This is a genomic window from Nostoc sp. UIC 10607 (assembly GCF_047228265.1).
In the GTDB taxonomy this organism is placed as follows: domain Bacteria; phylum Cyanobacteriota; class Cyanobacteriia; order Cyanobacteriales; family Nostocaceae; genus Nostoc; species Nostoc foliaceum_A.
Map to the genome: position 1 here is coordinate 68147 of NZ_JBIQNW010000009.1, position 23949 is coordinate 92095.

The following is a 23949-nucleotide window of genomic DNA, read 5'->3' on the forward strand; positions in this document are numbered from 1 at the left end:
ACCACAGAGGATAATAAATATGACCGCCTTAGAACTAAAAAATAAACGCATTCTCGTCACTGGTGGGTCGGGGTTTCTAGGTCGTCAGGTGATAGATCAACTGTGTAAAGCAGGGGCTGATCGTGAGAAGATTACAATCACGCGATCGCGCGATTGTGATTTGCGTATCTGGGAAAATAGCCAACGTGCAGTTGACCAGCAAGACATAATTATCCACCTAGCAGCTCATGTCGGTGGCATCGGTCTGAACCTTGAAAAACCCGCTGAGTTGTTCTACGATAACTTGATCATGGGAACTCAGCTAATTCACGCTGCCTATCAAGCTGGAGTAGAAAAATTCGTTTGTGTTGGCACAATCTGCGCCTATCCTAAATTCACCCCAGTGCCATTCAAAGAAGATGATCTTTGGAATGGCTACCCAGAAGAAACCAACGCCCCCTACGGAATTGCTAAAAAAGCGCTTTTAGTCCAATTGCAATCTTACCGCCAGCAGTACGGTTTTAATGGGGTTTATTTACTGCCAGTTAATTTATATGGCCCAGAAGATAACTTTGACACAGGAAGTTCCCACGTTATTCCAGCGTTAATTCGTAAAGTTCACGAAGCCCAAATTAAAGCAGAAAAGCAACTCCCAGTTTGGGGTGATGGCAGTCCCACTCGCGAGTTTCTGTATTCAGAAGATGCAGCGCGAGGGATTGTTATGGGAACTCAGTTTTATAACGAATCGGAACCAGTTAACTTGGGAACGGGTTATGAAATCTCCATCCTTGATTTAGTAACTCTAATCTGCAAATTGATGGAGTTTAAGGGTGAAATTGTTTGGCAAACTGACAAGCCTAATGGTCAACCCCGCCGTTGTTTAGATACTGAACGGGCAAAGCTTGCCTTTAATTTCACGGCTCAAGTGAGCTTTGAAGAAGGGTTAAAGAATACCATTGAGTGGTATCGTCAACACGCTGCATAACTATGTACTAGTGAATTAGGGTGGTATAAGCTGGGCGATGCCCAGCTTATTTGTTTGATGCTATAAATTTTTATGGACAAAGTTAATCATCAACTAAATAAAGCAGAACTACGCCGCACTCTACTCAAAACACGTCAATCAATGTCTGTTCGAGAGTGGAGAGAAAAAAGCGATCGCATTTGCTCTCATTTACAAAACTCTATTTTATTTACCCAAGCAAAAACAATACTTGCTTATTTCAGTTTTCGTCAAGAACCTGACCTCAGTCCACTATTTACAAACACCAAATACCGATGGGGATTTCCTCGCTGCGTTGATAAATCCCTATGTTGGCATATTTGGGCACCTAACGATTCTGTTCAAAGCGGTGCTTATGGCATTACTGAACCACACCCCGATGCTCCAATCTTAGATCCGGCTGAAGTAGATTTGATTCTCGTCCCCAGTGTCGCTTGCGACTATCAAGGATATCGCCTAGGTTATGGTGGCGGGTATTATGATCGCTTGCTCAGTTTGCCGCAATGGAAGACAAAGCCGACTATCGGAGTTGTCTTTGAGTTTGCCTATTTGTCCCAAATACCTATTGAACTTTGGGATAAACCATTACAAACAGTTTCTACAGAAACCGGATTGACTCAAAAAGGCTGAGGATTCAGGATGATGAAGACACATCATCAAATGTTTTATGACTAACCCAACGTCATCTACCACTGAGCAGGAAGCAATAATTGACGAGATTATAGCAACTAGTCTCCAAGCTCAACAAAAAACCGGCCCAGACCTCCGCCAAATTCATAGCAAAAGTCATGGACTCCTTTGGGGAGAGTTTATTATTGAACCCAATCTTCCTGAAGAACTGAGAGTAGGTTTGTTCAAAACTTCCCAAACTTATCCTGCGTGGATTCGTTTCTCTAGTGGTGGTTCACCTCAAAAGCGTGGGAAATTCCACTCCGATGGCCAGCCTGATGTTCGTGGTATCGCCATCAAGGTGATGAATGTGGACGGGCAAAAAGTGCTGGATGATGAGGAAAAAACTCAAGATTTTATACTCAACAATTATCCTACTTTCTTAACCAAAGACGTTCGTGATTACGCTGATCTTTCCAGAGCAGGTAGTGGAGAACTTACTCCAGAGCGGATGCAGGAACTTGCTTACGCCTTTGCTATCTTGCAAAAAATTGGCAGCCAGAAGGTAGGAAATCCACTTTTGATTCAATATTGGAGCATGGCTCCGTTTAAGTTTGGCGTTAGCGAAGCGGTAGCGACGTTAGGAGCTTCTCGCATTGTAAAATTGTCCGTCAAATCTCAACAACCTGAACAACCACCCGAAACACTTCCAGAATCAGAAAATTACCTCCGAGAAGCGATGGTCAAATATTTGACTGAAGAAGGTCGAGAAGCATCTTTTGACTTTTTCATTCAGTTTTATGTAGACGATCAAAAAACACCAATTGAAGACCACGTTCATGAATGGCAAGAAGCAGATTCACCGTTTATTAAAGTTGCGACTGTCCGCATTCCCAGTCAAAAATTTGACTTTGAAGAACGGAAACGCTTGGATGAGGGTATATTGTTTTCCCCTTGGCATACACTGCTAGAGCATGAGCCTGTTGGAAGTGTGAATCTTTCTCGCAAGAGGCTTTACAGCGAACTTGCAAAGTATCGACGAGAACAAATTGCCCAACGATCGCGTGAACCAAAACCTTATGTAGAGGTTGAAGATTAACCACTATAATTTGGTTTAAAACTGGAGGATGATAGGCTGCCAACTTGATTAGATACGATTTTCTAGTGTTGCTGATTTGATGTGTGAAATTTATTAGTTATGCAGCCAAAACTTTGTAGAGATGTAAAATTTTACGTCTCTACATCTATATATCAGAGTGCGTTACACTTCGTACCTAACCCCTCGCCGCTTGTGGTGAGAGATAATTTAATTTTAAGAAAAGATAATTTCCCTTATTAATCAAATGCTGAACTGGAAAAAATCACGATCGCAAATTCTGCTAATGTATATGCTTTTGGGAGCGATCGCACTGGTGATGCTCTTTCCTTTACTGTGGCTAATTAGTACAGCCTTAAAATCGCCCACGGAAAATATTTTTCAGTCACCGCCACAATTATTGCCTAGTCAACCAACGCTAAATAACTTCTTTAGTGTGTGGAACTCTCTACCTTTTGGGCAATACCTGTATAACAGTACTTTGGTGTCAGTGCTGACTGTGGGCTTAAATCTGCTGTTTTGCGCTTTAGCTGCCTATCCGTTGGCAAGATTGTCATTTGTAGGGCGAGACTGGATTTTTGTGGCGATCGTCTCTACGATTATGATTCCCTTCCAAATCGTGATGATTCCCCTCTATATTTTGACAGTCCAGTTGGGTTTGAGAAATACTTATTTAGGAATGATTTTTCCGAGTTTGGCTTCTGCCTTTGGCATTTTTCTGTTGCGCCAAGCTTTCATGAGTGTCCCCAAAGAGATAGAAGAAGCCGCCAGAATGGATGGAAGTTCGGAGTTAGGTTTGTGGTGGCATGTGATGTTACCAGCAGTTCGCCCAGCATTGGTAACTTTAGCTATTTTTGTATTCATTGGTGCCTGGAGTGACTTTTTGTGGCCTTTAATTATCATCCAAGACGAAAATTTATACACTCTTCCTTTGGGAGTCGCAAAGCTGGCAGGGACATTTTCCCTTGACTGGCGGTTAGTAGCTGCTGGTTCAGTGATTGTGATCGCCCCAGTATTATTACTATTTTTATTTTTACAACGTTATATCGTACCTACGGAAACTGGTAGCGGTGTCAAAGGTTAAACGATATTAAAAATAGACACCCATGCCTCTTTAGCTACAACGAGAACATAAAAATCTCTCTCCCCATACCCAATGCCTCAATTCAATAAGCACCAGTTTTTTTAAATACAACCCAGATAGTTTTAATAATCAGACTCAGGTCATAAGTTACAGACCACTTACGTTGATATTCCATATCCATCTTGACAATGGTTTCAAAGTCTGTAATGCTGGAGCGTCCATTAGCCTGCCATTCTCCGGTAATGCCTGGTTTAACTCGCAATCTATCCCAATGATGTGGATCGTAATGGCTGACTTCATCAGGAGTGGGTGGACGAGTACCAACTAAACTCATGTCCCCTACCAGAACATTCCAAAATTGGGGAAATTCGTCCAAGCTAGTGCGCCGCAAAAATTTACCTACAGGAGTAATGCGAGGATCGTCAACAGATTTAAAGATATGACCTTTAGCTTGGTTTTCAACCAAATGCTTGAGTTTATCAGCATCGACGATCATGGAACGGAATTTCCATATGCGGAAAGTTTTTCCGTTCAAACCACAGCGAATTTGGGAATAAAATATTGGATTTGGCTCATGAACAAAGGTAGCAATTGCTACAGGAATTGCTACCATGAATGTAATTATCAGCCCTACAATGGCTCCAACAATGTCAATTAATCGTTTTCTCACGCTTAAAGTTGACGGGTGGAAAGGCTGTTGTGAGCAATTAACTGAATAAAGATAAAGATGATTCACAAGGACTAACTTATCTACAACATGGCTTTTTGCATCAGTAGTGTAGACCTGACTATAATTTTTAGGCAATTTTTACTGCTTTTGTCACTACTACTGAGTGTTAATATACACAAATTTTCAAAAATAGAAAAACCGAAAACCCAAAGTTTACAGAATCTTTTAATTAAAATGATAGTTCGTAAATTTACATTATTTTCTCCCATCAGATAAAAATATATTGTAAGGGGTACACATCCAAAAAATTACTGTCCTGAAGTACTAGTAGTACTTTGCAAAATTCAAAATGCTTATGACGTAATACCAATTCTTTGTGAAACTGCACAAAATCAAGCTTGGTGAAACAAAGGGCTTAAGCCCTTTGTTCTGGAGCAACCTTAGATGTAATCGGTATAAGCATTTTGAATTTTGAATAGTATCCTTATTTTTAGTATGATGCACCAATCTCAATGATGAACCTCTAAGGCGAAATTCACCGTATATGGTTCCTCTAGTGATTGCTGATTACTAGCTTTGATCGCATCTAGATAGCGACGCAAAGACAACAGTTGTTGGGAATTAGGACGATAAGTAAGACTCCCTTGTTTTTCAAAAAGTGGTGCAGCGGCGATCGCCTGATAGTCAGAATTTTCTTGCGAACTCTGGGTGAGCCAGGTTGAGTCTGTAGCTGAAGGTATCAAACCGGAAGGCAGTTCACCTTCCAAAAAAGCTAGGAGGCGTTGCTGACAAGTGCGAGTATTGATCCCACGACCCTCAAATAGCTGGATAACTTCACCAAAAGATAAGGATCGGTCTGGTAGCAGCCGCAGCAATTCTGTAAATAAGAAATAATCAGTGTATTGTTGCCTGGGTATATCTAATATTTGGGGATGTAGAGGCAGCATCGCCAAACCATAAGCAACCCGACTACAATTGGGAGCACCGTTTTCGCCGAGATATAAATCTTGAATAATCTTAGCGCTGGGGAGTTTTTGCCGTAGCCAGCGGTTCACCGTCCCAACACAAGCCACCCCACCAGTCAGGATAGCTTGATTAATGGATTCTGTGGGGATGCCACGAGCTACCAACAACTTGTTGAGTTCTCGGTTCAGGCGGCGCACAAACGGGATAAATACCTGACTTTCTAAATCTCGTCGTTGCAAAATCCACTGCTGATCGGCCAACTCCAGGGTAAAAGAGTCTTGGTGTTGCAAAATCAGTTTTAGGGCTAGTGCGGCATCTAATACCGCCTGTCCCAGCAGAGAACTTTCTAGACGCTGCTGGAGGCGAATCCGAGCGGTGATATCTGGTTCTCCGACTCTGGGTAGTTCTAATTCTTCCAACCCTAAACTCTGCCAACGCATTTGGTCTAAACCGGGAATTGACGGTTGCCATTGCCAAGGATTACTGGTGATAGTTTTGCGTTGGCGTAGCCCGCCGCAGGCATCGCTTGGTGTTTCTGGGCGTGTTTGCCGAGATTTAGGTGGCAATAGCAACTGACAGATAATATCTTGTTCAATTCCTTTGCCAGCATAGGCAAAACTGTGGAGCATGAAATCATTGTATGTCAATTGCAGCAATGTTTCTGGGACATCTACCAGCAACATTTCTGTGGCAGTTGTCCCAATGTTAATCACAAGGGTGTTGCCAACAATGGAATGTTCACTGGTTTTTGCAGGATGAGAACCCTGACGTTCGCTTAATTTTACTTGCTCACCGTTAGCAGCATCGAGTTCTGGGAGTAAACTAGCGATCGCTTCTTCTACAAAAAAGACTTGCTGCGGATGTTGGATGAGTTTGCTGGTGAGTAAAGCTTCCCGCACGTTGAAGCGATATTGTTCCGACCAGCTAGATGGACAGGTGCAAATGACACCAGCAATATTATTGATAATCTTGGGGAAATCTTGTTCGCTGATCCCCATAGCAGCAGCCATTAAACTAGGGGTAGTACAAGTTTTTTCGGATTTGAGGGTTAACAGTAGCTTAGAGAGCGATCGCACAACCCAAATCAAAGGGCCTGCCGAAAATTCATTTAATTGCAAAACAGGTTCCCATTTTTGCCGTTCGCTCTTGTAGGGAATGGCTACTTGTAAATAGGGCTTCAACTGCGCCGAGTAGAGATTGTTTATTGTCGAATCTGCTGTTGATCTCGGTGTTGCAGGGGTTGTAGCTGAATGCTCAGGTACTTTATCTTGGGCAACAGCCGCAGGTGCAGTCTGTTCATGTGCTTCGATACTTTCGTTTTCACCGTGGGGAACAGAAGCTGTAGGCAGATAAACCTCTGTTGGTAAACGAAATGATTGCTGGAAGGAAGTTGTTCCCGGAGGATTTTCTGCTGACCAATAGATAGGATGTACAACAAAAGTCGAGCGATTTAATAATGCGGCAGAAATTCCTGTTGTACCTAAATCAATTCCTAAATACCAGACTGATTCTAGAACATTGAGCGAAGCTTCTGGATTGTTGATGGAATTGGAAATTGAAGGTAAAGAACCTTCTTGAACAGGAATTGTGACTTCCTTTTTTTGTTCAGCTTCTACCTGGGGAATTGTCAAACTGGAGAAAGCAGCAGTTGAGGTATTTTCTGTTATTTGGAGATTTTCTGTTTGCGGCTCAGGGGGAATTGTGGGGATTATATCTTGATTTTTAGTAACCAGCACCTGAGAAATATCCAAGTTAGTAGCTGGCTGCAACTCAGAATTTAGCTGCCGATCAAAATTAGCCAAATCCCGATCTAATTGCTGCAACTGTTCTTCATCTAAAGAAATATCAGGTACGGCTGGAGCCTGATTTGACTCAACAGAAAGCAAGTTTTCCTGGGGGGAAGCAGCAATGTAGTTATCTAAAAACGGTTCTGGCTGATCAGCAATTAATACTTCCGGTGTGGTGATACCTTCTGGTGCATCTGCTACGCGTAGCTTGCTTCCCTGTAGGGGTACGGTAGGTTTTGCCAACGCAATTTCTGCTACTTCTGCTACTTCTGCTACTTCTGGAGTAACTGGTGCTGTAGTTGTGGCATCCTCCACAGAGGTTAATACTTCCAGCAGTTCCTGATCATTACCTGCATTAGGCAATAGGTCAGTTAGGGTATTAATTGTATCAACACTAGCTGGCTGAGTGTCGACTTGTGCGGGAAAACTGTCTGTTTGTGGCAGAGAGTTGCTAAGAAGCGACCCTGTATCAGTATCCTCTTCAAAAAATAGTTCTTCCTGTGGTTCTGATGATGAATCTGTAGTTTCTACTAAAGTATCTTGGGATGAAAGACCTATATCTGCCCCTCCAACCGCAGAATCCACGGTTTTAGGGACAGATGGACTCTCGGCGATTATGGAAGCAGATAAGTCATTTGTGGCAACATCGAGGCTTGGATTATTCACATCACCAGTACCAAACAAACTGGCGTAAAGTTGGTCTACTTCATCGCCAATTAACGCAGAAATATCTTGCGATAATTCGGTCTGGGTTTCAGAAGATTCTGACGAGTCTAAGCCAAGCTGCAACAGCACTGCATCTAGATCCTCTGTGAGGGTAGTCTCCTGTTGCTCAGAATTAATTGTGAGTGAAGATGAAGTTTCTGGCTGTATAGGCTCGAAAGGTTGGGGCGCAACTCCAGCAGTTATCTCGGCTCGGTCAGTCAATGATTGTGGTGTCTCAGATTCTACCTCCAACAAAGATGATTGAGAACTAGGGGATTCTGGCTGCAAATGCTGGGTCAAATTATTGAGAAAGCTGGCCATCAACTGTTCGCCTTGCATTCCCTTGCTATGCATTCTTGCCAGTGCTTGCGACAGGGATTCGTAATAAGTATTAATGTTTCGCTGTAGTGCCTCAAAGACTACATTTACTGTCCCATCTAGTGATAATAAACGTTGATCCAACTCCTTGGCCAGATGTGTTAACCTCTCTACACGATCTGGTGATTCTAACAAAGGTTGAGTTGCAGAGGTTGTTGGTTCTGAGTTTGCGTGATTAATTCCTTCTGAAGAACTGGCAGAATTTTCCCAAGTTTGTGCTGCAAGTGGCGTTAAAGTTGGCACAAGGCGACTCATGAGTACCTGTAAAAACTCGGAAATCATTTGATCCTGGTTTGTCAACTGCTGCGCTAAGGAGTAGTTTTGCAATCGCCTTTGCTCTAGCTGCCGAATTTCCTGTATAAGAGTCGCTCGTTCTTGCAAAAGCAATTCTAATTCCGATCGCAATGGCTGGATCAAGCTCGAAAATTCACTTTTTAATTGTCCTGCCCCAACAGTGCTCTGTTCCTGATAGGGTTCGAGCTGCGGTAATGGATACTGGTTATTACCTTGATCAATAAATTTTGTTAATAAAGGCGTTCGCGGTTCTTCAGAAGGCTGATTTGGGATGCCTTTCTGTAATGCTTCTTTTTCTTGTAGCCTGACCAAGAAGTTGCGAATTCGTTCTAAAACTTCTTTAGGCTCTTGCGCCTGACCAGACAGAAATCTAGACACGCGTTTGCCACCGCTGGCAAGTAAGTTGTCAATGTCTGCAATCAGCTTTTGAATTTCGTCTGCACTGGAAGTCACTTTTATCACCTTACCTAAAATCGTATGTCAACTAATGTGACAATTACTTTACAATCACCGTACCCCTATGAGGATCTTACATAGGAGAAGTTTTGAGTGGCAAAAGCCGCTGCTTGGACTTGTGACTGTCATTATGTTATGGATTACTGGGAGTCGTGGCAATCTTCAGTCAGTGTTTGTGTGAGAAGCTTAGTTTTGCAGCTAATTTAATTGCCTATTTTTGAAAATCGCTAAAATACCTGAGCAATAATTTACTCCCTTTAGTATCATTGATGTTGTTCGCCTATATTCTGAACTAATCAAGTTTGCAGTGCAGCTAGCCCCTAAGCAATACAACCGCCGGCTATAAACTACTTTTTGCAAAACTTTTATCCCGTTTAAACTTATAGGTAAAAATTGTCTAGAAAAACGTTATTGTCGCTTTCTTATGTAGCATAGTTAAGTTTTCTCTTTGAAAGGGAGCTGTGCCTTGATGGCTTAGGCTGAAACTGGCGCTCTTGTTTGTTGTGTGTATATAGCAGCTTGAATAAAAATGTTGTAATGGAAGACCGATATAGCTTGCAAGCACAGGCTAATCCTTGGATGATCACCTCGGCTCCCTTTTTTCAAGGGTTGCCAGAAACTGCTGTGGAATCAGCCCTGATCCATCTTGTTACCCGCACTCATCCAGCCAATCAGGTGATTTTGCTAGAAAATGACTGGGGCGGTTCTGTGTATTTTATTCTGGACGGATGGGTAAAAATTCGCACCTACAATCTGGAAGGAAAAGAGGTAACGCTGAATATTCTTGGCAAAGGGGAATTGTTTGGTGAAATGGCGGCCCTAGATGAAGTACCTCGATCCACAGATGTGATTACCTTGGCCCCGACGGTAATTGGTAGTATGCCTGCTCAAGATTTTGTCAAGTTACTTCAGATAGAACCCTTGGCAGGAGTTCGATTGGCGCAACTCATGGCACGACGTTTGCGGCAAGTAAATCGCCGATTGCGGTTGCGGGAATCTGATAGCCAGTCACGGGTAGCAGATACGTTGTTATTTTTGGCAGAAGGACAGGGAAAAAAAGGGCAAACCGGAACCGAAATCCCCAATTTACCCCATCGGGAATTGAGTAGTTTGAGCGGACTGGCCCGAGAAACAGTGACACGAGTGTTGACAAGGCTAGAAAAAAAAGGCTTGATTAAACGGGATCAAGACACTATTTGTATTCCTGATTTGTCAGCCTTAGAAAGAATGATCGTTTAAGAACTTGTCAGATATGAGTATTTTAGATTCTCTGCCAGATGAGCCGGAGGAAGATCCATCCCCTGAATCTCCAACTCCCCACAATCATTGGTTAGACAAAGAACAGCAGTTAATGCCTCCTCAACTCAAGGCTGAGGCACCCTTGAGGATGGTGGAAACGGCGTTTTTAGCCAGTACCGCTAGCTTAATTTGGTTTATTAATTTTTACTTTCCCTTGGGGCCTGTTTTGCGGATATTTTTTCCGGTGCCCATCGCTCTAGTTTATCTGCGTTGGGGCAAACGCGCGGCATGGATGGCAGCACTCACCTCCGGGTTACTGCTAACGGTACTGATGGGGCCAGCCCGCAGTTTGCTGTTTGTCATGCCCTACGGGTTTATGGGCGTGCTTTTAGGAGCAACGTGGTATCGTCGTCGTGTTCCCTGGATTGTTTCTATCACCTTGGGTACGATGTTGGGTACTTTGGGAGTATTTTTTCGGCTGTGGTTGCTGTCTGTTTTGTCAGGTGAAGACTTGTGGATTTATGTAATTACCCAGGTGACTGAGTTCATAGAGTGGGTATTTTTGAAGCTGAGTTTGTTAGCGAGTCCCAGTGTATTTTTGATTCAAGTGGGAGCGATCGCTCTAATTGTACTAAACAACTTTATCTATCTTTTTATCGTACATCTGGCATCATGGTTGCTTTTTGACCGCCTGGGTAACCCCATTCCCCGGCCACCACGCTGGGTACAAGTCCTCATGGATTATGAAGGATAGTCAGGAGTTGTGAGTTAATAGTTATGAATTAAACTCCTAACTCCTAATTCCTAACTTTTAACTTTCCAAATGATTAGTATTTATACCCAAAAAGAACAGAGTGAAGAATGGCTTCGACAGTATCGTGGCTGTCTACCCGTATTTGCATGTGTTTTAGGATTTACTGAAACTGGTTTAATTCCAGGGATTTCAGCAGCCGGTCGTACTCCAGAGGATCGGAAATATACTGCTTGTGCCGATGCCGAGTTTTTGTATTACGGGCCAGAACATAAAGCTCAATATCCCTTACCACCATTAGCAGCCGGGGCTTCACCTGTGCTGATTTCTCGCGCTGTTTTTGAGTCACTAAAGATACCAGTTCATTTGTTTAATGCTGGTTTACCCCAGCCTCCTGCTGTTCCAGTAATTGATTTGGATGGCGCTCCTGCTCAGTGCTTAAGTGGTGGTGCTGCTATGGAAATTACAACGGTACACCATTTGTTTAAACAAGGGCTACTTTGGGGAGAACGCCTTGCTGCCAATATCCAACATAAGTATGTGATTCTTGGTGAGTGCGTCGTTGGAGGCACTACAACTGCCCTGGCAATCTTAACTGGTTTGGGTATAGATGCTGCCGGAAAAGTTAACAGTAGCCACCCTATATGTAACCATGCACAAAAGTGGGCACTAGTGGAAGCGGGGCTGGAGAAGATGAGGGGGTCAAGTAGAGACACTGAGAAAACTCTTCCCGCGTCTCTACTTGACCCCCTACAACTCGTCGCATCTGTGGGTGATCCCATGCAAGTGGTGGTAGCTGGCATGGCGATCGCTGCTAGTCGTAGTTGTGGTGTAATGCTTGCTGGTGGAACACAAATGCTGGCGGTTTATGCTCTGATAAGTGCGATCGCTCAAGCTTATGCTTTATCATGGCAACCAGAAGCAGTCGTTGTAGGCACAACTCGCTGGGTGGCAGAAGACCCTACTGGCGCTACAGTTGACCTAGCTCTCAGCTTAGGAAAAGGCAACTTAACTCAGAGTGGAGGAACCCCTGCCTTATTAGCAACTGATCTGAGCTTTGCTGATTCTCGTTATCCCCAACTGAGAGCTTATGAACAGGGCTTTGTGAAAGAAGGTATGGGTGCTGGAGCCGCTTGCATAGCCGCTCATCTTAGCCAAGATTGGCAGCAAAACCAACTTTTGGCAGCCATTGAAGCCCAACTTGAACGGCTAAGTACAGCATTTAATTAAGGAAGTAGCCAATTAAATTTGGTAGGACTCTACGTCCCTCTGCGCTTTATTAAAAACTTCCACCCAGGATTGTCATCAAGTGCTAGCAAGAAATTTATCAATTTGATAGCTGGATTAATTGCTTATACTTAATATATTCTTACAAAGCCATCACTCGACATTGAACCTAAAGGCTTACCTTCGCTACCTCCAGCCATTTTTTTATTCGTTTAACTCAGGTTAAATTTAATGAATTCTCTCTCTGAGTAATTGTTCTTCTAAGGCAGCAATGCGATTGTATGCTGCCGTTAGTTGCGCTGTCAGTCGTTGTATTTGAATTTCTGGTGTTATGTTATCTCCACTTTGACGATGCATGTCTAGATACATGCCATCTGTCAATACATCCTTGTGCTCCATTTCTGGATTGAAATTGTTACGTCCTTTGAACTGGTAGCCTCCAGCCGCACCATTTTCCTGATAATTATGCTTTGCTTGTGTATTCGCTAAAGAACACTCTGAGAAAGCTTGAGCAACTTTACCATCAAGCTGCTCAATCACTTGGCAGAGCGCATCCAGTTTTTCGCTTAAATTCAGGATTTGCTTCTGTAATGGCTCCATTTAATACCCTCATCCGTACATTCTCTTTATGTTATTCAATTGACTCTCAATGTTAACTATACTTAGGGATTATTTAAGTATTGATAATTTTTGGTGCAAAAGTGAAATTTAAATCATTACTTCTAAATATAAGTAAAGTTTGACCATAAGTACTAATGAGGAAAATTATGGAGAAAAAACTAACTTGAGGCAATTAATTGCCGAAAAAATCATTAATTTGACTCAAATAGTCAAAATTAGCGATATTACCAAGAAAAAATACTAATAACTCCCCAACTACACTTTTTCAGTTAGTCAGCCTCTGGTGAATATCTGCTTAATATTAGGTATAGTCAAAAATCTCAAATCCAAAATCAATGGATCGACGGTCTTTTTTGCTAGGTACAAGTACATTGGCACTTTCACAAGTGCTTTTTGGTTGTGGTGGAAACAACCAGACGCAACTAAAAGTAAAGTTATTAAAAGGTTCTATACCTGGCCAGATAGTTAATCAATTCCACAAAGGTTTGCAGCAACAGGTGCAATTAAAGTTTGCTCCAGTTGAGCAGATACAGGATTTATTTCAGCAATTACAGAATTGGCAGCAGAAACCAAAAAGCACTGATGAGCAGGGATGGAGTCGCTTTATACCTTTTATGCAAGGTCAACAAACGGCTGATGCAGACCTAGTGACATTGGGAGATTACTGGTTAAAAGCAGCTATTGAGCAAAAATTGATTCAACCACTCCAAGAGGTACAGGGAAACCAATTAAAGCAGTGGTCTGCTTTAGATGAAAGGTGGAAGAAATTAGTAACGCGCAACGACCAAGGTAACTTGGATACTCAAGGGAAGGTCTGGGGTGCACCTTACAGGTGGGGTAGCACGGTGATTGTTTATAACCGTGACAAGTTGCGAAAATTAGGATGGATGCCCAAAGATTGGAGTGATTTGTGGCGGGATGAAGTGCAGCAGCGCATTTCCCTACTTAATCAACCACGAGAAGTTATTGGTCTGGTCTTAAAGAAGCTAGGAAAATCTTACAATACAGAGAATCTTGACCAAGTACCAGACTTGGAAAAGGAATTACAGACATTAAACCGACAGGTTAAGTTATACAGTTCCAATAACTACTTGGAACCTCTAATTATGGGAGATACTTGGCTAGCGGTTGGTTGGTCAAGCGATGTACTGCCAGTTTTGGCAGCTTATCCGCAACTTGGCGCAGTTATTCCCCAATCAGGAACAGCAATCTGGGCAGACTTGTGGGTACGTCCCGCAGGTATTCCTAGGGTTACTTTATCAGATCAATGGATTGATTTTTGTTGGCAACCAAGCACAGCTAAACAAATTTCTGTGCTGACCAAAAGTAATTCACCAATTTCTACAAATATTGCCGCTTCCGATATCCCAAAACCATTATTGAGCTTATTACAGAGCGATGGCGAAGTTTTTGATAAAAGTGAATTTTTGCTTCCTTTACCTCCATCAGCAATAAAACAATACGAGTCTTTATTCGCCAAAATTAAAGTTTAATTGGGCATTGGGTAGAGGAGAGGAATTTTCCCCTTGCTCCCAATTCCCCATCCTCTAACTCCTGACTAGAGTAAACGTTGTAACCCTATCTTGTTTTTGATATTTGTTTGGATACTGCATAAAGCTGGACTTGTACTAAAGTTGCAAGTGTAGGTTGCTAAGGGTTCTTTTTGATAGTTAAATACCCGGACGTTGTAACCAAAGTTCCGTGCAGTGCTACCCAAGCGATTCACGAAGTCGTAGCGCTCTACATACTCTAGTAGGCTCCAAATTTGCTGATTCACGATCAAGTCTACTCGTGCAGGTTCTTGTTCAGAAGCTGGATATGCTATCCAATTATCTAATAGCTTTCTCTCAGAGTTTTGTTGTGCCCACCATAAACTGGGAACGGTTAATCGTTCTGGGTTTATGGTATTAGCTGTGATTACATAATCTTTTGGCTTAGTCAATAAGTCTAGTTCTAAAGGCGCATCAGAAGGCGACGGTATTGAGGGGGTTTGCGCTAACGAGGGCGGCGCTAGTAAAGTCGCGAGGCTAATGGTTAGGAGTAATGAAAATGATGTCTGGCGTTGGCGCAGCCCGCCGCAGGCATCGCACAATTTAGGTATATGCATAGCTGATACTAATTCGTAATTAAGGCATAAGTAAAATTCGCGCAATTTTAAAGTTTTATGGCAACTATACGAATTCTTCGATAGTCTGCCGTCCAAGTTCCTTGTTGATAAAGCGTCGGCTTGAGATATTCCTCCACGACGCGAATTAGTTGTATTTGTTGCTCACCAGAAAGTCCTGCTAAAAAGGCACTGGCGAACATCTGAATCCAGTTTGCCATACCTGCTTCTCCCTCTGCTAAGGGAGTTGGACGAGCAAAAAGGATGGCATGAATGACATCAAAGCCTTGCTGTTCTAGTAAGGTGGCGTACTCGCCAATACTAGGGAAATACCAAGGATTTAGGGCTTTTGCAGGAATATTAATTGCTTCTAAGGCGCTTTCCAAAGCTGTGGCGATCGCTTGCACATTTCCCTTACCACCAAATTCTGCTACAAAACGGCCTCCAGGTTTTAGGGATTGATGTATGCAAGTGATCACACTATCTGCTTCTTTCACCCAATGTAGTACAGCGTTGGAAAATACAGCATCCAATAATTCATCTACTTGAAAGTTTCTGGCATCAGCTACATCAAAGCGGATATGGGGATAGTTTTGCCTAGCCTTTTCTATCATCGCGGGTGCATGATCAACTCCCCTTACTTCAGCACCAGCTTGGGCAATTTTTTCTGTAAGTTGTCCAGTACCACAGCCAAGATCCAAAATCGATTCTCCTGGTTTAGGGTTGAGGAAGTTTAGTAAGTCCTCACCATACTGCCAAACAAAAGCGTGTTTATCTTGGTAAAGGGCAGTATTCCAATCATTATTGGGTAAAGAGATATTAGTCATAATTAATAATGGTGGTTCTTAATTGAATGCATAATATTTTTTTATTGTGTAAGTGACTCTTTAGCTCATACTACTTCGGCGTGAGCGCTACTTCTCTACAAGAGCCTGCGCCCTAAGCGTAGCTATGCCGCAGGCTTTACGACAACGCTCAGTACAAGTCAGTCGAACGCTGCGTACCCCACAATATACGTATTCAGATCATGGCAGAAGAGAGTTTGTTTTTTCGTATCATTTTGTAACTCTAATACCTATTGAAAATATTTTTTCTAGAAAGCGATCGCTTATTTGAACATAAATTTGGCTTATTATAATAAGAGTAATTGCTTGATTAGATAAATCTTTTGTTTCGGCGATATATTTCTAGCTCTTGCTAATGGTAATTAATAGTTTTTTATTTTTCATCTAATTGCGTATACTGTTCTACAATATGTTGGTTTGACTCGTGTCAAACCAAGCAAATTTGCTTGTTTACCAACAATTATGCTTGAAAACTATTGCCTCATCGTCTTTAAACATTAACAGCAAAAAAGTTTATGAACACCGAGCAAGACAATGGAAATCCGATTAAAAAAGCTATAGAATCCCCGCTGGCAAAGTTAAAAGCTAAGAAAAAGTCCGCGAAAAAATTCAAAAAACACACAACTGAAGGTGAAGGAAGTTCTAAACTATCCAGTCGGCTCTACGAAAAAAAAATAGCCAAGCTGCAATTAGAATTGGTGAAAATGCAGTATTGGGTGAAGTTTACAGGTGCCCGCATCGTAATTCTTTTTGAAGGACGGGACGCCGCAGGTAAGGGGGGTACAATTAAACGGATTGCGGAGCCATTGAATCCGCGTGGCAGCCGGATCGTCGCTTTAGGCACGCCCAGCGATCGCGAAAAGACCCAATGGTATTTCCAACGCTATGTGGCTCATCTGCCAGCTGCGGGTGAAATTGTTTTGTTTGACCGCAGCTGGTATAACCGGGCTGGGGTAGAACATGTGATGGGTTTTTGCACAGAAGAACAGTACAAGAATTTTATCCAAGATTGTCCAGAATTTGAACGGATGTTGGTGCGTGAGGGCATCATTCTACTGAAGTATTGGTTTTCTGTCAGCGATGATGAGCAAGAACGGCGCTTTCAATCCCGAACCACTGATCCAGCAAGGCGGTGGAAACTGAGTCCGATGGATCTCGAATCGCGCGATCGCTGGGTGGAATACTCTAAAGCCAAGGATGTCATGTTTGCCCACACGAATATTCCTGAAGCACCCTGGTTCACCGTCGAAGCAGACGACAAAAAACGTGCTCGCCTGAATTGTATTTACCACATCCTCAGCAAAATTCCCTACGTGGATATGACCCCCCAACCTCTAGAACTGTCCCCCAGGAAGCCTGCTGATAGCTATGTCAGACCACCCCTGAATGAACAGTTCTTTGTACCACAGATTTATTAGGTGGTTGCTTTTTGGTGTCGATTCATCCCCTTAAGTGGGTTCGGGGCGCAAGTAGCATATTGAGAATTCTTCGGAATGCAGCTTTGAAACTCAGAAGACAGACCAATTTGTAAAAAATACCGCCCCAAAATCAACACAGGAGACTCATCAAAGCCAATAACTTCTGAGCGATGCGGCTACCCGAAGGGGGAACGCTATGGGGGTAAGTTTCTGCGAGATGGAAACCCCCAAAGAATCCTTGATAACGTACCTGTAATTTATAGCCAATACTTTCAACTGCTGTAATTAGTGGTGAAAATCAGGAAACAGTAACCAAGTACGAGAAACTAACAGATGTTGAGAGATTTCAGCAGTAATCTAAAATATCAATTTGATAGCCTGCTATATTCCTAATGTATTTTTTACCACCGAGTTGCAGTTAATTATGCTCAGGGAGATTGACAAAAATATTTGGGTTGCTGAACAACCATTGAGATATTTTGGACTTAGCGTAGGCACAAGAATGACAGTTATTAGCCTTGCAAATAGTGAACTGGTCGTTATCTCTCCAATCCAGGTTGATGAGGCAACCATCGATCAACTTAATAAAATTGGAAATGTGAGGCATATTGTGGCCCCTAATCTTTATCACTATCTGTTCGCCTCCAAATTCAAGCATTTTTACCCAAAAGCGACGTTTTGGGCTGCACCTGGACTAAATTCAAAAAAGCCTGAACTTCCAATTGATAAAATCATCAAAGCAGATGAAAATAATTTTTTGGATGAAATTCAATATTTGTTATTTGATGGTTTTAGAACCTTCGGTTTAAGTGGGCCTGATTTGCTGAATGAATGTGTTTTCTTTCATCCAGAAAGTCGGACTTTAGTCTTAACAGATACTGCTTATCATTTTGATGAAAGCTTTCCACTAATAACACAATTAGCGGCTAGGGTAATTGGGACATATAAAACCCTTAGTCCGTCTTGGCTAGAGCGATTATCTACACAAGAAAAAGAAAAGGTAAGGCAATCAGTTAAAAATATACTCGCTTGGGACTTCGAGCGAGTTATTGTGGCTCATGGTAGCATCATTGAAAACAATGGTAAGCAAAGATTTAGGGAAGGATATGAATGGTTTTTAGGACTCTCCTTAAACGTCGCATAACTTATCAGAACATTGCTAATCACTCTATCCATTTCACCCAATCGGGTGCTGATACTATCACAGACTAGTGATGAGGAGTGATGAGGGGCTATTTTTATAACCAAGATACAAAATATTTTCAAGTCGCAGCCCCCCGTGATCGCAAAATGAATTATGACCGCAGTGCAGACACTCCCAATGGGCCACGAGTTACGCCCAATTGATTTTGCAGCTTCAACTCGCGCCAGAGTTGGGAACCTGTAATTTCACCTTGCACTAGTTGACGATAGCGATGTATTATTTTAGTCACTTGGTCTGGTGTCTCATTCACGAACTCGATGCGAAAGTGACGTAATCCCAGTTCTATAAGGCGCTGTACGTACTCGGCTCCAGTTTGAGCAGTGCCATTAAATACAGTGTTGCGGCAACCTACATCTGCTTTAAGAACGTGTTCGCTGCCTACACGGTCTTTTAATTTCACTTCCTGCTTTTCACAAGGTCGTCCACAGTTGGTATGGTCTGTACCCGTCGATAGAAAGGCACAAAATACACAATGCTCCATGTGGAACATCGGTATATGTTGATGGATTGTCACCTCAAACCACTGGGGTGGACAACTGGTGAGCAGGTCTTGCAGTTGGGTAATATTCAGGTCATAGGATGCCGTCAGCCTTTCTAAACCAAAGCGTTGCTGAAAGTAGTCTGCTGTTAAGGCATTAGCAACGTTGAGTGAGAAATCTCCGATACAACGGTCTTGAGCAAAAAATTGCAGTTGATCATAGTTCCGCACCAAATAGCCATCTGCTTCACAAGCACGTACTTGCTGCAAAATCCAGTTTTCTCCAGGTTTGGTAATTCGGGGTGGTGCAACCCAAATTGTGGGCAGTGGGGATTGTTGCCCTTGTTGGCGTACTAGCTGCACGGCTTCTCGGTAGGCGCGGGGGTCTTCAAATTCACAGTACAGTGTTTCAATACCAGCTTTGAGGGCGGCGTGGAGTTGCTTGAGGTTTCGTACCAAGACGATGAGTGCAGGAGATGTAGCTTTAGCTTCCCGCAGGGTAGGTGATGAGGGTAATGAAGAGGGGAGTAAGTCTTGGAAAGAGACATCAGAACATAATTGCCAGCGTTTGGTTTGACTTCGCAATTCTTCCAACTGCGTCACAATTTCCCGCCGCATCCGGTTTAACTCACTTACGGGCAGCATAATAGCACCGCTGAGATGGTTGGTTAGCGTTCCCAAACAGAAAGGTGTGTTACCGAGACGACCGAATTGTTCTTGTAAACGGTCTGTATCTAGGGGTTTGGTATGCGCTTCAACTAGTGAAATTGCAGACTCCACTTGTACAATATTACCGAGTTGATCACGAGCGATCGCAATCAATGGCTGACCAACTTCTCCATAAACCTCTAAGTCAATCGGACGTTGAAATTGGGGATTTTCGCCAGCAAAACTTTGACGCAGTTGCTTATCGAGTTCTGGATCACTGGTTTTCCAAATGCGATCGCCTATATGCACCCGGCGCAGGTTCAAGTCATTTCGACCAAAGGACAGCATGGTTTCATTACCTTTGGATACCACAGCATAAACCCGGCCGCCTTCTTCCTTCGCCTCTGGATGACCGCAGTCAAACACAATTCCATCCCCTGGTTTTACAGGCGCTTCTAGTTTGACTGTTACCTGTTCGTTGTGAATGCGGCTGACTTCACCTAAATAAACCCCACGTTTTTTACCAAACCGGGCGTGAACTAGTTCCTGATTATTAATCCCACCAAACCAACCCGTGTAGAGTCCGCGAGAAAATGCCATCTCTAAGTTGTAGTGTTCTTGATCTGTTTGACCTCTCCCCCAGCCTCTCTCCGTTTCGGAGAGGGGAGCTTTTATTCCCCCTTCCCTACAAGGGAAGGGGGTTAGGGGGTTAGGTCTTTCCAATTCCTGCATCACCCGATCCAAAGCTTGGCGATAAACACGGGTGACATTGGCAACATACTCTGGAGCTTTCAAACGACCTTCAATCTTGAGACAAGTTACTCCTGATTTCACCAAATCTGGCAAAACATCTAATCCTGCTAGGTCTTGAGGACTGAGTAAATATTTGCGTTCTTTTAAATTTACAACTTCCCCGTCAGCGATTAAATCGTAGGGCATCCGACAAGCTTGGGCACATTCACCTCGATTGGCAGAACGTCCGCCTAAAGCCTCACTAGTCAAACACTGACCGGAATACGCCACACACAAAGCACCGTGAACAAAAACTTCCAAAGGCAGCGAAGTTTCCTGTAGGGCGATCTGCTGCTGAATTTTATTGATTTCCTGAAGAGAACATTCACGCGCCAGCACCACTAATTGACAGCCGAGGGACTTGGCAAATTCCACCCCAGCCGCGCTGGTGATGGTCATTTGGGTGGAAGCATGAATAGGAAAATCAGGGGAAAGGTGACGGATGAGACGGCATATACCAATATCTTGGACAATCACCGCATCCACACCTGCTGCAATAATTGTGCGGAGATATTGCTGTGCTTCTGCTAGTTCTTTGGGAAATATTAGTGTGTTGACAGTGACATAACCTTTTACGCCGCGCTGATGCAGAAATGTCATCAATTGAGGTAAGTCCGCCTCAGTAAAATTTTCTGCCCGCATTCTGGCGTTGAAGCGATCCAAACCGAAATAAATCGCATCTGCCCCATTTTCCACAGCAGCTTTAGCACATTCCCAGTTACCTGCTGGTGCGAGTAGTTCGGGACGTTGAAGGGAGAGTTGGGAAGGGGAGCGATCGCTTTTCATCAGATTTGGGGTTAAGTAGCACCATAGTGATTTTATCTAAGTTGGTGGGGAAATGAGGGGAAGGGTGCGATCGCTAGCTCCTCCGTAGCAATTTAATTTTTCTTTAGAGAGGGCAAAACAGGATGTGATGCTCAAAATAAATATTGTGTATACATTGCCCACTAAGAATAACTACGCTGAAGGCGGAAATTAACTATGTTGAAAGAATCTAAAAGTTTAGTGCTATGCGATCGTGACAGAGATTTATTTATGTCAGTAATGCAAAATTCCCCAGAACTGGAAGGAAAACTCAAATCTGCTATTTACAAATATAGACAGAAATATGACAAGGGATTGAAGGCTGGTAAAACCTAGACATATAAGTTAGGCGATCGCTCCTTTGTATAGAACGAGTGATACACCAAGAATCTTGCTGGGAATACTGAGATTAAGTCTATTTTGCAACAACTATGATTAATCCATTTACTCAGCGACCAGAACCACATTTGTTTAAGGGAGGAAATGCCTCCGATTACGAGGTATTCACTGGTGAAGCAGGTACTTGGTGTACCCGTCATAGTGTGAGTGGAGAGACAATTCAATCCGTTAAACCAGCTATTGATATGTTTAACATTGCTAATCTTGGAGTCAATATTCTTAACCTGGGTGTAGGCATTTACAATTCTGTTCAACTTCACAAGGTCAAAAAGAAATTAGATCGCAATCAAGAGCAGCTTCAATCATGCGTTGAGAAGTTAGACATAAATCATGAACAAGTTCAAGCCTTATCAGATAAATTAGAGAGAAATCATAAGCAGATTCAGACTTGTTTCAACAGTATTCAAAATGCTCTAACTGTTCAACACCGCACTCTTGAGTTATTAGTTTGTAATCAATGTAACTTAGCACAGCAAATGAATATTCTCCGTGAGGAGATGCGTACAGGTTTTCAAAATGTTGTAGAAGAAGTTAAAGATTTAGAAGCTCGTAGGTGTAGAGAAGAATTTCAGGCTCGAACTTTTCTACTACTAAAAACCTATGAACGATTTATCTATATATTACCTGAATTACTAGAAGCCGATCAACTTATTCAAAGAGCCGAGGATTTAGAAGCTTGGCTGCGAACTCAACTGAATCGTATTGAGATAGGCAAACCGGAAAGATTACCACTAATGGTAGCTCTTGCCTTTAGTGTCAGAGCAAAAGCTGATGCCTTTGAAGCTAAAGGAGGAGATTACACAAATTTTGCTAATAAAGATATTGGTCTACTAATAAATCAACTTCGTGATGAGGCTAGTGCATTCTGTGAGGGACGCAGTTTATATACTCTTGGAGTAGAAATGCCCGAAATACTCTACCAGTATACCTTTTTGAATCGAAGTCTTTGCAAAGGATATGAATTTCAGAAAAAAGTTAAGCAAGTTGATTCTGAATTTATTTTTTCAAAGGAGGAGTTGAATTGGGATGATGGAATGGAGGAATTAAGAGAATTATTTCAACCTAATATTGAACATACTGAATTTTTGGGTGGAAACCAAGATATTAAGCTAAATACTATGGCAGACTACGATTGGTACATAGGTTTTGCAAATCAAGATAGATTAACTTTCAACGTTCATTCTCATCCCTCGATAAAACTTTCTCATATTCTGCAAAGGATAGGTCATCCAGAACCTCAGACTGGGGGGATTGGAAAAACTAAACTCAACACTCTTATGGTTTTTGCTCTGCCTGAAACAATAGATAAGATTTCTCAGCTTATAAAAAAGGAGTTTGAGTTAGAAAGTTTACCTAAACTTCGTGGGTTAAAAAATTTAGATATACAAAAATAATGAACGATCGCTACAGTATGGTAATTCAATGGTCAGATGAAGACAATTGCTACTTAGTACACTTACCGGAATTCCCTTGGCAGCAATTTCACACTCATGGTAAGAGTTATGAAGAAGCTGCTAAACACGGGCAAGAGGTAATTGAATCTCTGATTGAATGGTATGAAGAGCAAGGAAAACCTTTGCCAGAGCCAATTACTTTTCCTCAAAAATCGTTAAAAGTGGCTTAAATCTTTTTAAGATACAGGGCATCGCACCTTACCCCAATTCCTCAACATCAGCACTTTCGCCTTCCGACTCAACAGGCTCAAACTTCACCTTGTTGTACAAATCTTGTAAAGAAATCTCAAATGGTACTGTTACAAGTGCGATCGCTTCATCTTCTTCATCATATTCACGAAGCGTCCATTGCTTTTTCCCAATTTTAGAAAATTGATCTACATGAATCCGAGTTTGGTCAATTAATAGATATTCTTGGAAAGTGGAAATCGTTCGGTAAGCCTGAAATTTATCTTCGCGATCATAGTTTTTAGTAGATTTAGACAAAACCTCAACAATAACTTGGGGATTTGTAATAATATCTGTACGGTTGTTGAAAAATTCTGGTTCACCCGCTATTACTGTCACATCTGGATACGTGTAGATACGCTTTTGGTGTATCCACAGACGCATATCGCTATTAAACACTTCGTATTCTTGTTGTCTGAACGCGAAGTTTAACACAGCATAGAAATTACCAGCGATACGATTATGATTTATTGTTCCACCCGCCATAGGAATTATTTGCCCGTCAATGTATTCACTTTTGTATTCAGCAGCTTCTTCTAGCTCTAAATATTCCTCTGGAGTATAGTATCGCTGTTTTGTTATTTGCATAATTTATCAGGTAGCAATGTTTAACGATACGGAGTGTCTAGTGACCCATGTTTACTGAACAGTTTAACGTGGTTAGATAGAGATGTTATGTGCTTTCTACACAGTGAGCGTAGGCGCAGCCC

20 protein-coding genes are annotated in these 23949 nt (G+C 42.4%); 13 read left to right on the forward strand and 7 right to left on the reverse strand.

What is annotated here, in order from left to right; all coding sequences use genetic code 11:
* Positions 1-19 precede the first annotated feature (19 nt).
* From ACEYW6_RS11000 to ACEYW6_RS11015, 4 genes are all read left to right on the forward strand, one after another.
* On the forward strand, positions 20-964 hold the full coding sequence (locus ACEYW6_RS11000) for a GDP-L-fucose synthase family protein (protein ID WP_412979743.1): 945 nt from the start codon (positions 20-22) through the stop codon (positions 962-964).
* A 72-nt stretch (positions 965-1036) separates the two neighbouring features.
* Complete coding sequence (locus tag ACEYW6_RS11005) at positions 1037-1612, forward strand: 5-formyltetrahydrofolate cyclo-ligase (protein ID WP_412979744.1); 576 nt, start codon at positions 1037-1039, stop codon at positions 1610-1612.
* 37 nt (positions 1613-1649) lie between these two features.
* Positions 1650-2690 carry a catalase family protein gene (locus ACEYW6_RS11010; RefSeq protein WP_412979745.1) on the forward strand — a complete coding sequence of 347 codons (1041 nt, stop codon included), beginning with the start codon at positions 1650-1652 and terminating at the stop codon, positions 2688-2690.
* Between the two features lie 244 nt (positions 2691-2934).
* A complete protein-coding gene (locus ACEYW6_RS11015) occupies positions 2935-3771 on the forward strand; it encodes a carbohydrate ABC transporter permease (RefSeq protein WP_412979746.1) in 837 nt (278 codons plus the stop codon).
* A gap of 82 nt (positions 3772-3853) precedes the next feature.
* Here ACEYW6_RS11015 and ACEYW6_RS11020 read toward each other — a convergent pair whose 3' ends face one another.
* Both ACEYW6_RS11020 and ACEYW6_RS11025 read right to left on the reverse strand, forming a co-directional pair.
* Positions 3854-4507, reverse strand: a complete 654-nt coding sequence (locus tag ACEYW6_RS11020) for a sugar transferase (RefSeq protein WP_190890085.1) — start codon at positions 4505-4507, stop codon at positions 3854-3856.
* Positions 4508-4950: 443 nt separating this feature from the next.
* Positions 4951-9024: a hypothetical protein gene (locus ACEYW6_RS11025; RefSeq protein ID WP_412979747.1), complete on the reverse strand. Its 4074-nt coding sequence runs from the start codon at positions 9022-9024 to the stop codon at positions 4951-4953.
* Between the two features lie 540 nt (positions 9025-9564).
* Between ACEYW6_RS11025 and ACEYW6_RS11030 the strand changes: the two genes are divergently transcribed.
* The 3 genes from ACEYW6_RS11030 (at position 9565) to cobT (ending at position 12247) form a co-directional block, all read left to right on the forward strand.
* Complete coding sequence (locus tag ACEYW6_RS11030; RefSeq protein WP_190890082.1) at positions 9565-10266, forward strand: Crp/Fnr family transcriptional regulator; 702 nt, start codon at positions 9565-9567, stop codon at positions 10264-10266.
* A 13-nt stretch (positions 10267-10279) separates the two neighbouring features.
* Complete coding sequence (locus ACEYW6_RS11035; protein ID WP_190889530.1) at positions 10280-11020, forward strand: DUF2232 domain-containing protein; 741 nt, start codon at positions 10280-10282, stop codon at positions 11018-11020.
* Positions 11021-11089: 69 nt separating this feature from the next.
* Complete coding sequence (gene cobT, locus ACEYW6_RS11040; RefSeq protein WP_412979748.1) at positions 11090-12247, forward strand: nicotinate mononucleotide-dependent phosphoribosyltransferase CobT; 1158 nt, start codon at positions 11090-11092, stop codon at positions 12245-12247.
* Positions 12248-12472: 225 nt separating this feature from the next.
* On the opposite strand, the gene ACEYW6_RS11045 is transcribed toward cobT, so the two are convergent.
* Complete coding sequence (locus tag ACEYW6_RS11045; RefSeq protein WP_412979749.1) at positions 12473-12844, reverse strand: hypothetical protein; 372 nt, start codon at positions 12842-12844, stop codon at positions 12473-12475.
* A gap of 356 nt (positions 12845-13200) precedes the next feature.
* Between ACEYW6_RS11045 and ACEYW6_RS11050 the strand changes: the two genes are divergently transcribed.
* A complete protein-coding gene (locus ACEYW6_RS11050) occupies positions 13201-14358 on the forward strand; it encodes an extracellular solute-binding protein (RefSeq protein ID WP_412979750.1) in 1158 nt (385 codons plus the stop codon).
* Positions 14359-14423: 65 nt separating this feature from the next.
* Here the strand turns inward: ACEYW6_RS11050 and ACEYW6_RS11055 are convergent, their stop codons facing one another.
* Together ACEYW6_RS11055 and ACEYW6_RS11060 are read right to left on the reverse strand one after the other, a co-directional pair.
* Positions 14424-14972 (reverse strand): hypothetical protein, encoded by a 549-nt coding sequence (locus tag ACEYW6_RS11055; RefSeq protein WP_412979751.1) that lies wholly within the window; start codon positions 14970-14972, stop codon positions 14424-14426.
* Positions 14973-15019: 47 nt separating this feature from the next.
* Entirely contained in the window at positions 15020-15796 is a 777-nt protein-coding gene (locus ACEYW6_RS11060) for a class I SAM-dependent methyltransferase (RefSeq protein WP_412979752.1), read from the reverse strand.
* Positions 15797-16329: 533 nt separating this feature from the next.
* Here ACEYW6_RS11060 and ppk2 point away from each other — a divergent pair.
* Both ppk2 and ACEYW6_RS11070 read left to right on the forward strand, forming a co-directional pair.
* A complete protein-coding gene (ppk2, locus tag ACEYW6_RS11065) occupies positions 16330-17232 on the forward strand; it encodes a polyphosphate kinase 2 (protein WP_412979753.1) in 903 nt (300 codons plus the stop codon).
* A 424-nt stretch (positions 17233-17656) separates the two neighbouring features.
* Positions 17657-18376 carry a DUF4336 domain-containing protein gene (locus ACEYW6_RS11070; protein WP_412979754.1) on the forward strand — a complete coding sequence of 240 codons (720 nt, stop codon included), beginning with the start codon at positions 17657-17659 and terminating at the stop codon, positions 18374-18376.
* A gap of 151 nt (positions 18377-18527) precedes the next feature.
* Here the strand turns inward: ACEYW6_RS11070 and ACEYW6_RS11075 are convergent, their stop codons facing one another.
* Complete coding sequence (locus ACEYW6_RS11075) at positions 18528-21140, reverse strand: DUF3656 domain-containing U32 family peptidase (protein ID WP_412979755.1); 2613 nt, start codon at positions 21138-21140, stop codon at positions 18528-18530.
* A gap of 195 nt (positions 21141-21335) precedes the next feature.
* Between ACEYW6_RS11075 and ACEYW6_RS11080 the strand changes: the two genes are divergently transcribed.
* From ACEYW6_RS11080 to ACEYW6_RS11090, 3 genes are all read left to right on the forward strand, one after another.
* The gene (locus ACEYW6_RS11080; RefSeq protein WP_412979756.1) at positions 21336-21494 is read left to right on the forward strand and encodes a hypothetical protein; all 159 of its coding nucleotides are present in this window, start codon (positions 21336-21338) and stop codon (positions 21492-21494) included.
* 248 nt (positions 21495-21742) lie between these two features.
* Entirely contained in the window at positions 21743-22951 is a 1209-nt protein-coding gene (locus ACEYW6_RS11085) for a hypothetical protein (RefSeq protein WP_412979757.1), read from the forward strand.
* Positions 22951-23181 (forward strand): type II toxin-antitoxin system HicB family antitoxin, encoded by a 231-nt coding sequence (locus ACEYW6_RS11090; RefSeq protein ID WP_292774876.1) that lies wholly within the window; start codon positions 22951-22953, stop codon positions 23179-23181. The genes ACEYW6_RS11085 and ACEYW6_RS11090 overlap by 1 nt, the downstream gene beginning before the upstream one ends.
* Positions 23182-23209: 28 nt before the next feature.
* Here the strand turns inward: ACEYW6_RS11090 and ACEYW6_RS11095 are convergent, their stop codons facing one another.
* Positions 23210-23827, reverse strand: coding sequence for a Uma2 family endonuclease (locus ACEYW6_RS11095; protein WP_412979758.1), 618 nt, complete (start codon positions 23825-23827; stop codon positions 23210-23212).
* Positions 23828-23949: the final 122 nt, after the last annotated feature.

Coding starts and splice junctions, on each gene's coding strand:
- ACEYW6_RS11055 (WP_412979751.1), bottom strand. CDS start 14,972: ATGCATATACCTAAATTGTGCGATGCCTGCGGCGGGCTGCGCCAACGC.
- ACEYW6_RS11075 (WP_412979755.1), bottom strand. CDS start 21,140: ATGAAAAGCGATCGCTCCCCTTCCCAACTCTCCCTTCAACGTCCCGAA.
- ACEYW6_RS11010 (WP_412979745.1), top strand. CDS start 1,650: ATGACTAACCCAACGTCATCTACCACTGAGCAGGAAGCAATAATTGAC.
- ACEYW6_RS11070 (WP_412979754.1), top strand. CDS start 17,657: ATGCTCAGGGAGATTGACAAAAATATTTGGGTTGCTGAACAACCATTG.
- ACEYW6_RS11005 (WP_412979744.1), top strand. CDS start 1,037: ATGGACAAAGTTAATCATCAACTAAATAAAGCAGAACTACGCCGCACT.
- ACEYW6_RS11060 (WP_412979752.1), bottom strand. CDS start 15,796: ATGACTAATATCTCTTTACCCAATAATGATTGGAATACTGCCCTTTAC.
- ACEYW6_RS11045 (WP_412979749.1), bottom strand. CDS start 12,844: ATGGAGCCATTACAGAAGCAAATCCTGAATTTAAGCGAAAAACTGGAT.
- ACEYW6_RS11000 (WP_412979743.1), top strand. CDS start 20: ATGACCGCCTTAGAACTAAAAAATAAACGCATTCTCGTCACTGGTGGG.
- ACEYW6_RS11095 (WP_412979758.1), bottom strand. CDS start 23,827: ATGCAAATAACAAAACAGCGATACTATACTCCAGAGGAATATTTAGAG.
- ACEYW6_RS11035 (WP_190889530.1), top strand. CDS start 10,280: ATGAGTATTTTAGATTCTCTGCCAGATGAGCCGGAGGAAGATCCATCC.
- ACEYW6_RS11050 (WP_412979750.1), top strand. CDS start 13,201: ATGGATCGACGGTCTTTTTTGCTAGGTACAAGTACATTGGCACTTTCA.
- ACEYW6_RS11085 (WP_412979757.1), top strand. CDS start 21,743: ATGTTTAACATTGCTAATCTTGGAGTCAATATTCTTAACCTGGGTGTA.
- cobT (WP_412979748.1), top strand. CDS start 11,090: ATGATTAGTATTTATACCCAAAAAGAACAGAGTGAAGAATGGCTTCGA.
- ACEYW6_RS11015 (WP_412979746.1), top strand. CDS start 2,935: ATGCTGAACTGGAAAAAATCACGATCGCAAATTCTGCTAATGTATATG.
- ppk2 (WP_412979753.1), top strand. CDS start 16,330: ATGAACACCGAGCAAGACAATGGAAATCCGATTAAAAAAGCTATAGAA.
- ACEYW6_RS11030 (WP_190890082.1), top strand. CDS start 9,565: ATGGAAGACCGATATAGCTTGCAAGCACAGGCTAATCCTTGGATGATC.
- ACEYW6_RS11080 (WP_412979756.1), top strand. CDS start 21,336: ATGTTGAAAGAATCTAAAAGTTTAGTGCTATGCGATCGTGACAGAGAT.
- ACEYW6_RS11090 (WP_292774876.1), top strand. CDS start 22,951: ATGAACGATCGCTACAGTATGGTAATTCAATGGTCAGATGAAGACAAT.